The organism is Thiohalorhabdus sp. Cl-TMA (assembly GCF_041821045.1).
GTDB lineage: Bacteria > Pseudomonadota > Gammaproteobacteria > Thiohalorhabdales > Thiohalorhabdaceae > Thiohalorhabdus > Thiohalorhabdus methylotropha.
In genome coordinates this window covers 66,286-81,038 of the sequence record NZ_JBGUAW010000007.1, presented here as the reverse complement: position 1 = coordinate 81,038, position 14,753 = coordinate 66,286, and the positions used below count along the sequence as shown (strand labels likewise).

The 14,753-nt window shown below is 67.5% G+C and carries 15 protein-coding genes; 5 read left to right on the top strand and 10 right to left on the bottom strand.

Going from position 1 to position 14,753, the window contains the following annotated elements:
* Positions 1-56 precede the first annotated feature (56 nt).
* Entirely contained in the window at positions 57-335 is a 279-nt protein-coding gene (locus ACERLL_RS10970) for a hypothetical protein (protein WP_373656139.1), read from the top strand.
* A 273-nt stretch (positions 336-608) separates the two neighbouring features.
* Here the strand turns inward: ACERLL_RS10970 and ACERLL_RS10965 are convergent, their stop codons facing one another.
* The 5 genes from ACERLL_RS10965 to ACERLL_RS10945 all read right to left on the bottom strand — a co-directional run bounded on the left by ACERLL_RS10965 (position 609) and on the right by ACERLL_RS10945 (position 3,345).
* Positions 609-1,097, bottom strand: coding sequence for a CBS domain-containing protein (locus ACERLL_RS10965; protein ID WP_373656138.1), 489 nt, complete (start codon positions 1,095-1,097; stop codon positions 609-611).
* Positions 1,094-1,825, bottom strand: coding sequence for a helix-turn-helix domain-containing protein (locus ACERLL_RS10960; RefSeq protein ID WP_373656136.1), 732 nt, complete (start codon positions 1,823-1,825; stop codon positions 1,094-1,096). The genes ACERLL_RS10965 and ACERLL_RS10960 overlap by 4 nt, the downstream gene beginning before the upstream one ends.
* 12 nt (positions 1,826-1,837) lie before the next feature.
* On the bottom strand, positions 1,838-2,188 hold the full coding sequence (locus ACERLL_RS10955; RefSeq protein WP_373656135.1) for a hypothetical protein: 351 nt from the start codon (positions 2,186-2,188) through the stop codon (positions 1,838-1,840).
* 76 nt (positions 2,189-2,264) lie between these two features.
* On the bottom strand, positions 2,265-2,558 hold the full coding sequence (locus ACERLL_RS10950; protein ID WP_373656134.1) for a hypothetical protein: 294 nt from the start codon (positions 2,556-2,558) through the stop codon (positions 2,265-2,267).
* A 22-nt stretch (positions 2,559-2,580) separates the two neighbouring features.
* Entirely contained in the window at positions 2,581-3,345 is a 765-nt protein-coding gene (locus tag ACERLL_RS10945; RefSeq protein ID WP_373656133.1) for a DUF1722 domain-containing protein, read from the bottom strand.
* 601 nt (positions 3,346-3,946) lie between these two features.
* Between ACERLL_RS10945 and ACERLL_RS10940 the strand changes: the two genes are divergently transcribed.
* The 3 genes from ACERLL_RS10940 to ACERLL_RS10930 all read left to right on the top strand — a co-directional run bounded on the left by ACERLL_RS10940 (position 3,947) and on the right by ACERLL_RS10930 (position 8,302).
* Complete coding sequence (locus ACERLL_RS10940) at positions 3,947-6,130, top strand: ATP-binding protein (RefSeq protein ID WP_373656132.1); 2,184 nt, start codon at positions 3,947-3,949, stop codon at positions 6,128-6,130.
* A complete protein-coding gene (locus tag ACERLL_RS10935) occupies positions 6,090-6,728 on the top strand; it encodes a response regulator transcription factor (protein ID WP_373656131.1) in 639 nt (212 codons plus the stop codon). Before ACERLL_RS10940 ends, ACERLL_RS10935 begins: the two co-directional genes overlap by 41 nt.
* Positions 6,729-7,075: 347 nt before the next feature.
* The gene (locus ACERLL_RS10930) at positions 7,076-8,302 is read left to right on the top strand and encodes a S1C family serine protease (protein ID WP_373656130.1); all 1,227 of its coding nucleotides are present in this window, start codon (positions 7,076-7,078) and stop codon (positions 8,300-8,302) included.
* 51 nt (positions 8,303-8,353) lie between these two features.
* Here the strand turns inward: ACERLL_RS10930 and def are convergent, their stop codons facing one another.
* The 4 genes from def to ACERLL_RS10910 all read right to left on the bottom strand — a co-directional run bounded on the left by def (position 8,354) and on the right by ACERLL_RS10910 (position 11,687).
* Positions 8,354-8,887, bottom strand: coding sequence for a peptide deformylase (def, locus tag ACERLL_RS10925; RefSeq protein WP_373656129.1), 534 nt, complete (start codon positions 8,885-8,887; stop codon positions 8,354-8,356).
* Positions 8,888-8,979: 92 nt separating this feature from the next.
* Positions 8,980-9,522, bottom strand: a complete 543-nt coding sequence (locus ACERLL_RS10920; protein ID WP_373656128.1) for a c-type cytochrome — start codon at positions 9,520-9,522, stop codon at positions 8,980-8,982.
* Between the two features lie 163 nt (positions 9,523-9,685).
* Positions 9,686-10,033 (bottom strand): c-type cytochrome, encoded by a 348-nt coding sequence (locus ACERLL_RS10915; protein ID WP_373656127.1) that lies wholly within the window; start codon positions 10,031-10,033, stop codon positions 9,686-9,688.
* A gap of 100 nt (positions 10,034-10,133) precedes the next feature.
* Positions 10,134-11,687 carry an esterase/lipase family protein gene (locus tag ACERLL_RS10910; RefSeq protein WP_373656126.1) on the bottom strand — a complete coding sequence of 518 codons (1,554 nt, stop codon included), beginning with the start codon at positions 11,685-11,687 and terminating at the stop codon, positions 10,134-10,136.
* A 147-nt stretch (positions 11,688-11,834) separates the two neighbouring features.
* Between ACERLL_RS10910 and ACERLL_RS10905 the strand changes: the two genes are divergently transcribed.
* Positions 11,835-13,232, top strand: coding sequence for a deoxyguanosinetriphosphate triphosphohydrolase (locus ACERLL_RS10905; protein ID WP_373656125.1), 1,398 nt, complete (start codon positions 11,835-11,837; stop codon positions 13,230-13,232).
* 8 nt (positions 13,233-13,240) lie between these two features.
* Here the strand turns inward: ACERLL_RS10905 and ACERLL_RS10900 are convergent, their stop codons facing one another.
* Positions 13,241-14,599, bottom strand: coding sequence for a BTAD domain-containing putative transcriptional regulator (locus ACERLL_RS10900; RefSeq protein ID WP_373656124.1), 1,359 nt, complete (start codon positions 14,597-14,599; stop codon positions 13,241-13,243).
* Positions 14,600-14,753: the final 154 nt, after the last annotated feature.

The window sequence follows — 14,753 nt, the reverse complement described above, 5'->3', positions numbered from 1 at the left end:
CCCGGGCCGGCGCGCGTCTAAAAGGGTATGAATGCTTATCCGATGAGGGGGGAAGAATGACCCGGAAGGACACGCAGTGGGATCACGGCAGGTGGGTGAAGCACCTCCGCGAGGCGCGCAGCGCGCTCAAGAAGCGGGATGTCATCGACCGCAACCTGGAGGGGGCGGCCACCTACGGATCCCCCGAGGAGGCACTCCGCGAGCGCTCCGCCTGGGCATCTCGGGCCAAGGCCCATCTGCGCCGCCTGGCGGTGCTGGCCGAGACCGCGCCCAATCCGCACAGCGCCCGAGGGGTGGTGGGCCGCCTCAGCCGCTGGCAATCGCGCTCCCGGTAAGCCCCGAGCGTGAGCGCCCTGCCTATGTATTCCTGTATCCCGAACCGAATCCCCGTATGTCCGGCCCGTATCCCCGCCGCCGCACCTGTGTGGTGGATTCGGCCGGCGAACGGAGAGGAATGCCGTAGAAGCAAAAAACGATTCCTGGGTCGGACGACCCAGGAATCGTTCTCGAGGGAGGAAAGCCTGTTCCGGCCTATTGCCGGTGCTCCGGCAGGCACCCTTGCGGGCAAGGAGTCGCCGTGCGGGAAGACTCCGGGGTGGTATTCCGGCTCATCTGGCGCCGCGGCGCGCCAGCTCCCGCTCCTGCTCGCGGGTGACCACCTTCACCAGGTCGTGCAGGTATTCGGTGCAGAGCTCCAGGAGGTCATCGACGGTGATGATGCCCTGCAGCACGCCGGCGGCATCGACCACCGGCAAGCGGCGGACGCCCCAGCTCTGCATGCGCATCAGCGTTTCCCAGAGATCGTCCTCCTCGCGGGCCAGGGCCGGTTCGGCGCTCATGACGTCGCCCACGGTGACCTCGTCCATGCCCACCTCTTCGGCCAGAACCTCCACCACCAGGTCGCGGTCGGTGATCATGCCCACCGGGATGGTCTCGCCCTCGTACTCTTCCACTACCACCAGATCGCCCACGTGGTGGTTACGCATGAGCCGGGCGGCATCGCGGATGGTGCGCTCGCGCCGAGTGATCACTACTTCCCGCTTGCAGTACTCGCCGATCCCCTGGGGCGGCATGACGGACCGGGTCTCGGCGCTCATTCCAGCTCCTCTCGGGTCATGTTCTCCAGACCCTCTGCGTCCCGGACCTTGAAGCCCCGTTTGGAGACCTCCACCAGCTCCAGCTCGTGGAGACGGGCCAGACCGCGGCTCAGGGTTTCCGGCGCCAGGCCGAGGAAATTGGCCAGGTCCCGCTTGGGGATGCGGAAGGTGGCGGCCGACGCCGAAGAGCTCGGGGTGCGGGTATGCAGCTCGGCCAGGAAGTGGGCGATCCGGTACAAAGCGGAGCGCCGGCTGAACAGGCGGTGCCGGGTACCGTTCCGGGCGATCCGTTGGCTCATGGCGCGCAGGAGCTCGGCGTACAGGCCGCCGGTGCGCCCGGAAAGGGCCGCGGTGAAGGGCAGCGCGCAAATGCTGGTGGTGTCCAGGGCGCGCGCGGTCTCCGTGTGCCTTCCCTGGGCGATGGCGTCCAGGCCCAGGATGTCCCCCGGCAGGTGGAAGCCGGTAATGGTGGCCTGCCCCTTGGAGTCGGTATGGAAGGTCTCCATGAGTCCGGAGCGCAGCAGGTACAGGTACTCGAAGGCATCATTCTGCTCGAAGGCATCCTCCCCCTTGCCCAGGGGGCGACCGCGCATGATCCGGGCATCCAGGGCCCGGCGGTCGCTGTCCTCCAGATGTCCCGCCAGGCAGGCGGTCCGGTTGCTACAGGTGTCGCATTCTGCCCCTAGCGACTCGACGGTGGCCGTTCGGGGACGCCTTTGTGCCGTCATGGCGGGCTAGCCTCAGTGCGCGTAATGGGAGGGGGCGGGATCGGCATAGGCCGTCACCGCCATGTCTTCCCGGTCCTGGAGGTAAGCCTCCGCTTCCTCCGGGATGGACTCGTAGCAGAGCACCAGGTGGTTCTTGTTGCAGCGCACTACCCGCATGGGCAGGCGGAACCGACTCTCCGGCTGGCCCGGATCGAATTGCACCTCCACCTCCAGGTCGGTGTTGCGCTCATAGCGCAAGGGCCCGCAATAGAGCTCGAGACTGTCGTGGGTGAACAGCTTCGTGGAGCAAATGGCCACGGGAATGCTGTTGTGGTACAGCAGCACCTGCTCGGGCAGGGCGGGATGATTCTCTACGGTCGCCATGTCCGGCCTCCTGAGTGGGTATTCGATGAAAGGCCGGCCCCGCGGGCGCGGAGCCGGCGCCGAACAAGCTCCTCCCTCAGGAGGTGGGCTGCTTGGCCCGTTTGACCTGGAAGGCGTACCGGCCCTTGGCCAGGTAGCGCGTGATCTCCAGATTGAGGCTGTACCCCTGGTTGGAGTGGATGGTCAGGGGACCCTCGTAGTCGGTGGGCTTGTGGTTCTTGCCCTTGAGCTCCATATCCCCGTAGACCCGGGGCCGTCCCCACTCGTCCTCTTCCTGGTCGAGCCGGAAATTGACCACCGAGATGAACTCGCGATCCTTGACCAGGTAGCCCAGGTTCTTCCGTCCGCGCGTCGAGAAGTTAAAGCTCACTTTTGACCCCCTTCGAGGTTGTTCAGTCGAGATCGGTGCCGTCCGGGTCGCGAAGCTGATCGCGCAGCCGAGCGGCCAGGTCGGATTGGTGGTAGCGAATCAGCAGGGCTTCGGCGCGATACAGCACGCTTTCCAGCGGGATACGTCCGCGCATGAAGGCCCAGATCTCATGGCCGAGCTCCCGTTGCTCCTGTTTCGTCATCCAATGGGAGAGCCGGTCCCAGACCGTGCACAGGACGGCTCCAATACCCTGGGAGCACGCCGGGCGACCCAGCGCCCCCATGTGGCGCTCCAGATAGGAGCGGGTCAGCTGCTCAACGGGGTAGGCCCCGTCATCGGCTTCCGCGACCAGGGCGGACAGGCGGGCGTGCTCTCGGGGATCCCGGGCCATGACCGCCAGCTCGTGCTCGCGGTGGAAGGTGTGCAGCGCCGCGGTGGTGTCCATCTCCGCGACCAGCTCCTTCCAGCGTCGGAAGGACCGGACCCTTTGACGGAAGCCATGCCGCCCGGACGGTGTCCGGAGCTCGTCCAGCGACGTCACCGGCATCTGGGGAAGCGTGGCGTAGAGCTCCCGCTCGCCCGGACGGACCATGCCGTTCAGGTCCGACCCGCGTCCTCGGCCGTATCCGTACGGTTTGATGGCTTCCATCTCCTTCACCGGAACCAGCTCCACCCCTTCCGGGAACAGTGGTCCCACCAGCTCGTCCCACAGCGGCTGTCTGCGTCCCGGTTCGACTGCGCTCGCCTGCACTTGGTCGATCCCGATGCGTACCGTGTTGATGCTCATGTTTCGGGCTCCCCCCCTTGCATCCGGAGCCGCGGCTCCGGAAGGGCTGCCCGGAACCGCTGGCGGTTCCGGGGGCCTGCCGGATCCGGAGGCATCCACTCCGCATCCGGCTCGGATATTCAGAAAATCGGCGGGTTGCTATTGCTGCCCGCTCGGTAGCGTTCTTTTTAGGACACAGGGAGTTGGGGTCCAATTGGGATGTTGGCTTAAATATTTAGGGGATTTCCCTAATCTAAAAGATCGGCAATAAAAGAACTTAGAGCCGTTCAGTATCGCTGGAGACTGTAATGCCGGGGTTCTGCGGATGGGTAAATATTGTTTTAAGGCTGGTCAGGAAAGGAGTACGAAAAGGACGCTGCAGGACGCTCGCCGGAAACAGGGTAGGCGCGGAGATATTTATCCGTTTACGGTGGAATTTCGGATGATCCTTAACCCTCTGGATGTTTGTCCTTATATCCGGTGGGGAGAGGGGAAGACCGTGCAAGCAAAGGGGGACCCAATCCGAGCGGCGTAGGTGTCCGGAGGGCGCGCCCACTGGCGCGCGAACGGAGGCCTTCCGGTTCCCCGGAGACCAAGCTCGGAGGACACGGGAGGGCGCGCCATGACGAATCGGCTGGACGAGAGCGAAGGGAATACGATCCCCGTGAATGGGCCACCAGTGCCCGCCCTGCGGAAGCCGGAGGAGGACGAGGCCGAGGGCGGTCATTCGGTACACGGTCCGGAAGCCCTCGTGGAGCTCTACGCGGATTTCTACGAGTCCGCGCCGGTGGCCTATTTCACCTGTGACCGGACGGGAAAGGTGTACTCCGTCAACCGGGCCGGCTGCGACCTGCTGGACCGGAACCGGGAGCAGCTCCTCGGCCGGTCCCTGCAGGATTTCCTGCTGGGCTCGGAGAAGCCCGAGCTGGAGGGGTTCCTCGGCGAGCTCTTCGCCGGCATCGGCCGGGCCAGTCTGGAGGTGCACCTGAAGCCCGGGGACGGACGCGATGCCACCGTGGCCTTGGAAGGGGCCATAAGCCGGGCTCGTCCGGGGGGTCAAGAGCTGGCGCTGCTCACGGGGTGGGATATCTCCCGCAAGCGGGAGGCGGAGCAGCTGCAGCATCGCGCCGACCGGGCGCTGCGGGCCCTCAACGCGGCCAACCAGGCCATGCGCTGGGCACCCGACGAGCACACCCTGCTCCAGGAGATCTGCCACTTCCTGGTGCGCGGCGCCGGCTATGCCCTGGCCTGGATCGGCGAGCCCGCGCGAATGGACGAGCAGGGCATACGGGTGCTCGCCTCGGCGGATCTGGACGGCTGCCTGGAACGGATCCAGGACCCCATCGCCTGGGGCTTCCTGCCCCACGGTCGGGGACCCTTCGGTCAGGCCCTGGAGACGGGCAAGCCCGCCCTGGTGGCCAATGTGGCCCTGACGCCCCAGTTCGCCCTCTGGGGAGAGCAGGCGGCGGGCCGGGGCTTCCAGTCCGTGCTCGCCGTGCCGCTGCGGGACGAGGACCGGGTCCTCGGCGTGCTGTGCATATACGCCGATGAGGCGGAGGCCTTCGATGCCTACGAGCTCAACCTCCTCTGCCGCTTGGCCGACGAAACGGCGAATGCCATGGTGTCCTTCCGGGCGCGGCAGGCCCAGTACCAGGCAGAGCGGGAGCGGGACCGCCTCGTGGAGCTCCTAAATGCCACCCCGGATGCGGTAACCATCGCAGATTCCCTTGGGGAAATCCTGTACGCCAACCCCGGGGCCTTCCGGATGGTAGGGCGGTCGCCGGGCTGCGAATCTGACAGGGCGCTCTTAGGGGATTTCCTGGCCCCCGCTTCCGCGGAGCGTCTGCAGCAGGAGGTGTTCCCGGAAGCCCGGAAGGCCGGGCTCTGGATGGGGGAGATGACGCTTCGCCACGCAAAGGGACGGGACATCCCGGTCGCCATGGTGGCGGTGGCGCACAAGGACGATGCCGGTCAGGTCGAGCGTTTCTCGGTAATGGCCCATGACCTTAGTCAATTCAAGAGTCAGCAGGCCGAATTGGAGCGCACCCGGCGTCTGGTTACCCTGGGAGAGCTGGGCTCGGTACTTGCCCATCAGCTGAACCAGCCCTTGGCCACGGCCATGAATTTCGCCCAGGGGGCCTTGCAGCGGCTGGAAAGCCAGGATGAGGCAGGTAGTATCCAGTATGGCCTGGAGCAGATTCTGGACTATGTCCGCCAGGCCGGAGAGATTGTATGGGGGGTGCGGCATTTCCTGCGCAGCGGGGAGCCCAAAGCCCGCCCCACGGAGCTCAATCAGCTGATCCGGAGGCTGACACCCGATCATTTGCAGGACGGGATGCATTCCTTCCGCCTGGACCTGGACCTGGATCCCGGCCTGCCGCATGTGAAAGCGGACCCCATCCTCCTGCAGGAGTGCTTCAGCAACTTGATCCAGAACGCCGTGGATGCCATGGAAGCGGCGGAAGAGGAGGGGGAAGAGCAAGGCGTGGTAACCGTGCGCACCAGGCGCCATTCTGATCAAATGGTGGAGGTTCAGGTGGCGGACCAGGGCAGAGGACTGCCCCAGGATCTTCAGGAGGACTTGGTCCAGCCGCTTTTTACCACCAAATCGGGGGGGATGGGATTGGGGATCTCCATTTGCCGGTCCATTGTGGAGTCCCATAATGGGTACTTTTGGGCAGCGCCCAATAGCCCCGAGCCCGGAACCACTTTTCATCTGACACTGCCTGTTTGCCAAGAACAGAAAAACTGCGAAGAGGGTCCCGATGGGCCAGGACAAGGAGACACCAACCGTCTTCGTCGTTGACGATGACGCGGGAATGCGGGATTCGATCCGATGGCTGCTGGAATCCGTGAACCACAAGGTGGAGGTCTACGCGGATGCCCAGGAATTCCTGGAAGGCCTGAAGCCGGAGCAGCCGGGCGTGGTCCTGCTGGACATTCGGATGCCGGGCGTGAGTGGCCTGGAGCTGCAGGAATGGCTCCGTGATCAGGGGCTGGAGATTCCGGTCATCATCCTCACGGGCCACGCCGACGTTCCGGCCGCCGTGCGGGCCATGAAGGGCGGCGCCCTCGATTTCATCGAGAAGCCGTACAATGCCCAGTACTTGATCGAGACCGTCCAGAAGGCGATCGAGCAGGATCAACAGCGGCGCGAGCTGGGCAGCCGCCGGGAGGAGCTGCGCCGCCGGGCCGGAAGGCTGACCACCCGGGAGAGCCAGGTGGCCAAGCGGGTGGTGCAGGGCTATTCCAACAAGGCGATTGCCCGGGAGCTGGACCTCAGTCCCAAGACCGTCGAGGTGCATCGGGGCCGGGTCATGGAGAAAATGGAGGCGGGCTCCACCGCCGAGCTCGTCCAGATGCTGATCGCCGCCGACTGGACCACCACGGAGGAAGAGGCCTGAGCGCACCCCGCCACTCTTCCTTCCATACCGCCGAGCTATCGCCGTAACCGGACCGTCCGTCGCCGTCCGCCGGATGCGCGGAGCGAAGGCGGTCGGCCGGTTCGGCGCACCCCTTACGGCACTTCCTCCGGTCTCCCGGTCTCGCCGCCGTGGGACAACGGTGCCGGCTGTACCCGCCATTCGACGCCCCATGAGGGACGGGGCGGTTGCCGCGCTCCGTTACCGTACTCCCAGACCCGGAAATACGGAATATTGCAGGGATTTGTGCCATCCTTGCGCTCCGGGAGGCACGAGCCCCCGGGTGGACGCACCCGAAAAACGCCAACCCAAACCGAACAGGAGGCCCGATGTCCTCCAGTCCACGGGGCCGGAATGTCCCGCTGCCGGCCATGCTGGCCCTCGCAGGCGCCCTGATCGCTGCGGGCTGCTCCGAATCCCCACATGAAGCCTCCACCGAGCGCCCCGGCCAGGAGCAGCGCGCCCCCGCCGTCACGCAGAAAGCCCTCGCCGGCAAGAGCGGGATCGCCTGGGTGGCCGCGCGGAACCGGCCCGCGGTGGTGAACATCAGCACGGTCCGGGAAACGGCCGCCGCCGGAAAGGAAGGGGCTGGCGGCCCGCTGGAGCGCTTCTTCCGACGCTTCTTCGGTCAGGAGGCGCCCCGCAGGAAGCATGAAACGCGCTCCCTGGGATCGGGCTTCATCATCGACCCCGCGGGCTACATCGTCACCAATGCCCATGTGATCGCCCGGGCGGACCAGGTGCTGGTGCACTTCCAGGATCACCGCCAGCTGGCGGCGGAAGTGGTCGGCAAGGACATGATCACCGACATCGCACTGCTCAAGGTGGATGCCTCGGGGCTGCCTGCGGTGCGCATGGCCGGGAATTCCCGGCCCCAGGTGGGGGAGTGGGTGGTGGCCATGGGCTCGCCCTTCGGCTTCGACAGCAGCGTCACGGCGGGGATCGTGAGCGCCAAGGGCCGCAGCCTGCCGGGCGAAAGCGGTATCTACGTGCCGTTCCTGCAGACGGACGTGGCCATCAACCCGGGTAATTCCGGCGGACCGCTGTTCAATCTGCAGGGAGCCGTGGTGGGGGTGAACGCCCAGATCTATTCCAAATCGGGCGGCTACATGGGCCTTTCCTTCGCCATTCCCTCCCGCGTGGTCCAGGACGTGACCACCCAGCTCCGCGAGACGGGGGAGGTGCGCCATGGCTGGCTGGGGGTCTCCATCCAGACCGTGAACCAGCGCCTGGCCGGGTCGCTGGGCCTGCAAGAGCCGCGCGGCGGCGTGGTGGCCCGGGTGGTTCCGGAGGGGCCCGCCGCGCAGGCGGGACTGCGCACCGGAGACGTGATCCTGTCCGTGGACGGCGAGGCCATCGACAAGGCCTCGGACATTCCGCCCCTGGTGGGGGGCAAGCAGCCCGGCGACGAGCTCATACTGACGCTGCTGCGGGACGGCGAGCGCATGGAGCGGACAGTGGTGCTCGGCTCGCTGGAGGAAGCCCGTTCGGCCGGCAACCGGAGCGCCGCCGAGCCCGCTGCCTGGCGCCCGGGACCCGGCCCCCGCGCGGCGTGAAGGGCCGCATCCCCGCCGGGGACGGCGGCCGCCCAGCGCGCCGGGGGCGTCCTACTCGGGAACGTGGGAGGGGTGTCCCACCAGCTCCGCCTCGAAGCCGAAATTACGCAGGTCCCGGATTCGCCGCGGATACAGGATGCCGTCCAGGTGGTCGCACTCATGCTGGACGACCCGGGCGTGGAATCCGGAAACCTCCCGGTCCACGGGGTCGCCCTCCGGAGTGAAGCCGGTATAGCGGAGCTGGGCATAGCGGGGCACCAGACCCCGCATGCCCGGGATGCTCAGGCAGCCCTCCCAGGCCTCCTCCTTGTCTCCCGGCATGGGGTGGAGCGCCGGGTTGACCAGGGCGGTGGCCGGAACCGCCTCCGCATCGGGGTAGCGGGGGCTGTCCGCCACCGCGAAGACCACTACCCGCCTGGGCACGCCGATCTGCGTGGCCGCCAGCCCGACACCGCCGTAGGCGGCCATGGTGTCCCAGAGATCCCGCACCAGGCCGTGCAGCCCTTCCGAATCCAGGTCGGCGATGGGCGCGGCCTCCTCCAGGAGGCGGGGATCCCCCATCCGGAGCACTTCCCGTACCGCCATTCTCGACCCTCCGGAAAGCCGGAGACCGCGCCGCGATTCCGACGCGGTCCCGCATTGGGTTCGCGGGCCCCGGACTTGCGGCCAGGCCCGGTTCAGCGGCCCATGCCGGCGATCCACTCGGCGATCTGCTTCAGCTTCTTCTCCTGGCTCGCCGCCTGCGGTTGCGGCGGCATGGGCGTTCCGCCGGTAACATCGGTCCAGTTGCCGGAGGAGCCGTTTTCCACGGCGGCCTGCATCCGCTCCAGGATCTCGCTTACGTCATGATTATACCGCTTCGCCACATCCTGGTAGGCGGGACCCACCAGCTTGTTCTCCTCGGCGTGGCAGGCCGTGCAGCCCAGCTCCGCGGCCGCCTGCTCGCCCGGTGCCGTGTCTCCGGAGCCGGCGGCCGGGGCGCCCGTTCCACCACCCTGGTTTTGCGCCTGCCGCTCGGGGCTGGCCTGGTCGCCGGGGGCGGAGCCATCGGAGGCGCCCTGACCACCGCCTCCGCCGTCCTGCCCGCCGCCGGAGGGTGCCTGCCCCGTTCCCTGCTCCTGCTCCTGGGATCCGCCGGTCTGCGGCTCGCCACCCTGGTCGCAGGCGGCAAGGGAAAGCCCCGCCAGCAGCGCGGCGGCGGTCCGGGTTATGGTTCGCATCGGGACGCCTCCCGGTATGGCTCCGTGCTCGGGTTTTATTTCAGGTCCATTACCCCTGCCTAAGCCATCCGGGGAAGGAATGCAATGACACCCTTCGGGGCGGGAATCCAAAAACGCGGGCCGCCGGGAAGCCCCGGCGGCCCGGCGCGCTGCGGCCCGGCCTTTACTTGGCCATGCCGGCGATCCACTCGGCGATCTGCTTCAGCTCCTTCTCCTTGCCGGAGGCCTGGGGCTGCGGCGGCATGGGCGTTCCGCCGGTCACATCGGTCCAGTTACCGGAAGCCCCGTTGTTCACGGCGGCCTTGATGCGCTCCAGGATCTTGTCGGTGTCGCCGCCGTACCGCTTCGCGACGTCTACATAAGCCGGTCCCACCAGCTTGGTCTCCGCGGCATGGCAGGCCGTGCAGCCGAGGGCCTGGGCCGCCGCCTCGCCGTTCTGGGCGTGCGCAGTGGACCCGAAGGTCAAGCCGATGAACAGGACGGAAGCTCCCGCTACGATGTGCTTGCGCATAATGTTCTCCCCGGTTGGGAGTGAATGGCTGAACAGTCGAAAACCCATAGACCCGTTCTACCCAATTGATGTCCAGTTAACAATAACCCCTATTGGGGGATCAGCGGACATGGACGTCAATGGCGAGATGGCCCCGGAATCCCGGCCGTTTCACCCGTCGCTGGTCCTCGGCGAATCCCAGGGGGAAACGGACCCGGGCCGTTTGTTCCGTCTCCCATTGCACGCCCGCCCGCCGCCGGGCCTCGCCGAGGCCGTCCCGGGAGGCCAAGCCATAGGCGATGGTGGTCTTGCGGCCGTCCGGGCGGACATGCACCGTCACGGTGTCCTGAAGCACCGGTCCACCCTCGAAGTGTCCATCCAGCCAGAACCGGTTGTCCACCTCGTAGACGGGAACCCGCACAGCCACGTGGAGGGCGAAGGCCAGGGCGGTGTCGCCCTGATCCCGGCCTTTCCCGGCGCGCATGAGAAAGCCGGAGAACAGATAGGCGGGGCGTCCCTCCTTCACCCAGGCATCGTAGGACTTCAATAGCGCCGAACCGTGCTCCGAACGGCGCTCGTGCAGGAAGCAGGTGGCGTTTCGCAGGCTGACGGCGGAATCGATGTGGTAGGAGGCGCGCACCGCGTGTCCGGCGTCCTTCTTCTCCTGCACCGGCCGGGGCAGGGTGATCTCCTCGGCGTGCAGCCGGGCATCCACGCGCACCTCGCCGAACAGGAAACGCCGCAGGTTCTGGTAGCCCTCCTCGGAATTGACGATGCCGTAGTCGCCGCTGTGGCTGCGGTGGACAAAGGCCCGCGGGGCATCCCGCACGGTGGCGTTGCGGATCATGACCAGTCCGTCGGACATGGGGCCGGTGGCCCGTGCGGATAGGCCGTGGAAGGCCCGGTAATCCTTGTAGTTGGTGCCCACCAGGCAGAAGAATCGCTCCGGCGGGAACCGCCCGTTCAGGGAGTCCAGCCGTTCGGTTCCGCCAGGGAGATCGAGATAGTCCCGCATCACGTCCCGGTTGAAGCTGCGGATGTGCCATTTGTCCCAGGTCCCCAGATCCGGAACATTGACCCCCTCCAGGTCGATGCCGCTGTGGGGCGTGGCGTAGGTGAAGACGCGCTCCACCAGCGGATCGCCGGGCAGCTCCAGGGCCTCGTCCCGTTGCGGGTCCCCCGTTCCCTTGTGGCAGAGGTTCTGGAGGTAGGTGCGGCAGAGCAGTCCACCCATGGAGTGGGCCACCAGGTGGACCCGGAAATCGGCCAGGAGGTCCGGGTCGTCGCCGCAGACCGCCGGTCGCACCGTATGGAGCAGGAATCGCCTTAGATGGGCCGCGAGCTCCGGCAGGGTGCGGCGGTCTCCTTCCCCGAGGGACTCGGAAACCGGCTCGTAGTAGCGGAAGATCCACACGCTCCGGACCGGCGCGCCGCCCGGCTCCGAGAGGAAGTCGCCGTCGGCGTAGGCATCCATATAGCCGTGATCCTTCATGAGCCGGATCAGGGGCGATTCGAAGATCCAGCGCAGAGGCTTGCCGTCGTGGTCCTGGCGCAGCTTGGTGGCGCCCAGGTTGAAGCCCATGTAGGGCGTGGCGACGGTGTCCTCGATCTCGTCCATGCGGGCGGCATAGCCCCGCACGTAGACAATGGGCAGGTACGGTGCTCGGATGGCCATGGTCGATCCCCCCTTTGCGGCCCCGGGTTCTCCGCAGTTTTTTTAACCCTTACCAGAGTGTGCCGCGGCGGGCCACCGGAATGGGCGCGGGCCGCGGACCGCGTGCTAGGATGCCCCCTGGCGCGCATCGACCGGAAAGAGGCAGGAATGGCACAAGCGCGTATGGCATGGGAGCACCTGGTCACCCAGGAGCGGTTGGGCCGCGAGGCGGACGTGGTGCCGCAGCGGCACCGGACCAACTTCCAGCAGGACTTCGACCGCATCGTCTTCTCCTCGGCCTTCCGCCGCCTGCAGGACAAGACCCAGGTCTTCCCCCTGGCGGAGAGCGACTACGTGCGGACCCGCCTCACGCACAGCCTGGAGGTGTCCTGCGTGGGCCGGTCGCTGGGCACCAAGGTGGGCGAGGAAGTCGCCGCCCGGGAGGGCTTCGAGCTGGTGGACCCGGGCGATTTCGGAGCCATCGTGGCCGCGGCCTGCCTGGCCCACGACATCGGCAACCCGCCCTTCGGCCATTCGGGGGAGGACGCCATCCAGCACTGGTTCGCCACCAGCGTCATCGGCGCGGAGGCCCTCGGCGCACTGTCCGGGCGGCAGGCGGCCGAGTTCCGGCGCTTCGAGGGCAACGCCCAGGGCCTGCGCGTGGTCACCCGGCTCCAGAACCCCGACAACGAGGGCGGTCTCCAGCTCACCTTCGCCACCCTCGGCGCGGCGCTGAAGTATCCGCGTCCGGCCCACCGGACCGATCCCCAAGACGGGGTCAGCGGCAAGAAGCACGGCTATTTCGCCGCGGAGGAGGGCCATTTCCGGCGGGTGGTGGAGAAGACCGGCATGCTGCCCGTGGACGACACCGGAGAGGTGTACTGCCGGCATCCCCTGGCCTTCCTCATGGAGGCCGCCGACGACATTTCCTACCAGATCGTGGATTTCGAGGATTCCTACCGGCTGGGCCTGCTGAGCTTCGAGGACGTGGAGCGCCACATCCGCCCCATCCTGCGGGACGACGAGCGGCTCACCAGACGCCTGGGCCAGATCGGCTCCGACAAGGAGCGGGTGGAGTACCTCCGCGCCCGGGCCATCAACCAGCTCGTGGAGGAGACCGCCGCAGTCTTCCTGGAGCGGGAAGCGGAGATCCTGGCGGGCGCCTTCGACCGCGAGCTCAAGGAGCTCATCCCCTCCGCCGACGCCATGGCGGAGATCAAGCGGACCTCCTTCGACCGCATCTACAACGCCAAGGGGGTGCTGGAGATCGACGCCGCCGGCTTCGGGGTGCTCGGCGGCCTGCTGGAGACCTTCTACCATCCCGTGCGGGAGACCGCCGAGGCCGAGCGCGCCGGGCGGCTGCGCGAGGATGCCTCCGCCCACAGCCGCACCGTGGCGCAGCTGGTGCCGGACCAGTTCCTCTATGACCCGGTCAGCGGCCAGCGGCTTACCGATCCCTACATGCTGCTGCTGAACCTCACCGACTTCGTCTCCGGCATGACCGACGGCTACGCCGTCTCCCTGTACAAGAAGCTCACCGGCATATCCCTGCCGCACCGGGGCTGAGCAATCGGTTACGGCAGCAGGCCGAAGAGGGCGTCGCCGGCCGTGCCGGGCATGGTGCCGAACTTGAACTCGTAGGTGGCGCGGACCACCGCGTTCACGTCCAGGAGGCCGTTTCCGGCGGTGAGGTGGCGGTAGGCGCGGGGCGCGTCCACATCCAGGTGGGGCGTCCAGCTCGTCAGCCAGAGCGCGAAGTCGCGCTCGGTGAGATGGCCCTGGCTGGAGCGGTCGGTGATGCGGAAGAGGAGCTCGGTGGTGAGCCGGTCATGGGAGGAATAGGCCCCGGGCAGATCCTCCAGCACTTCGCCGGCGATCTGCTGCTGGCTCCACCAGAACCGCAGCCAATCGGAGAGGCTAAGGCCGCCCGCGGAATGGTCGCCGCCCGCCCAGGGCGCCATGAGCTGCCACCAGCCCTGCAGATAGCCGCGCGCCGTTTCCAGGGTCGCCGAGCCCCGCCCCACCCGGAAGGGCTCCCGGAGCCGTTCCACCTTGCGCAGGAAATCCGTCTCCTCCAGGAAACCGTCCCCGTCCTCGTCGAGGACCCGGAAAAGGTGCTCCAGCTTCTTGCGCGGCAGCGGATGGAGCCAGGACCGGGGGTCCTGGGCGTACGGGGCGGGCAGGGTCGTAACCGGGTGCTGCGCGGCTTGGCGGACGGCCTCGGCGGCGGCGCAGGTGGCCTCCTCGGGCTCCGAATCCAGCGCCTTGCGGAGGACGGCGCGGCAGCTTTCGAACTGCGCCATGGCCGCCCCGGGGGCGCCGAGGGCGGTGAGCGCCTCCATCATGAGCCGGTGCCCCTGCTCGTGCCACGGCTCCAGGGTGAGCATGTGGTCGGCATGGCGGCGAGCCTCCGCGGGGGCTCCGGCCTTCAGAGCCGCGCTGGCGGCGTCCTCCAGGATCGCCAGCTGGGCCACCTGGGCCCGGCACCGGAAGGCCTCCATCCATTCCTCCAGCTCCGGGGAGGTCGGGGCCGTATCCGCGAGCGCCTGGCCGCCCACCAGCCCGACCGCCCTGCGGGGCGCCCCCTGGTTCAGCAGCCGCTGCAGCTCGCCCCAGTCGGTCTCCAGTGGCGCAGCGGGGTCGATGCCCACGCTGTTGCGGTCGCGCAGGAGGTAGCGGCCCGGGAGCAAGTCGGACAGCTGCCCCTCCAGCTTGATGAGCACCTGGCGCAGTCTTCCCAGGACCGCGTCCGGCTCCGCGTCGGGCCAAAGGAGCAGGCTCAGGCGCTCGCGCGTGGGCCGCTCCTCCGGTCCTGCGAGGAGGTAGGCGAGCAGCGCGCGCACGGCGGTGCCGCGCGGGGCGATCCATGCTTCGCCCGGACCGCGCGCTTCCAGTGCCCCCAAAAGCTGGATCCGGATCACCCCGGCTTTCATTCGCCAGCTCCCGGTTCGTGAAAGGAACGAGTCCGCCGCTCGGACATTGTCCAATGGATAACAGGCGGCCCTATTGTACTGTTAATGGTATGTCAAGAAACCCGTCGGGCCGGGAGACAGCCTCCGGACACCGTAATGGCCGCGGGCTCGGGTG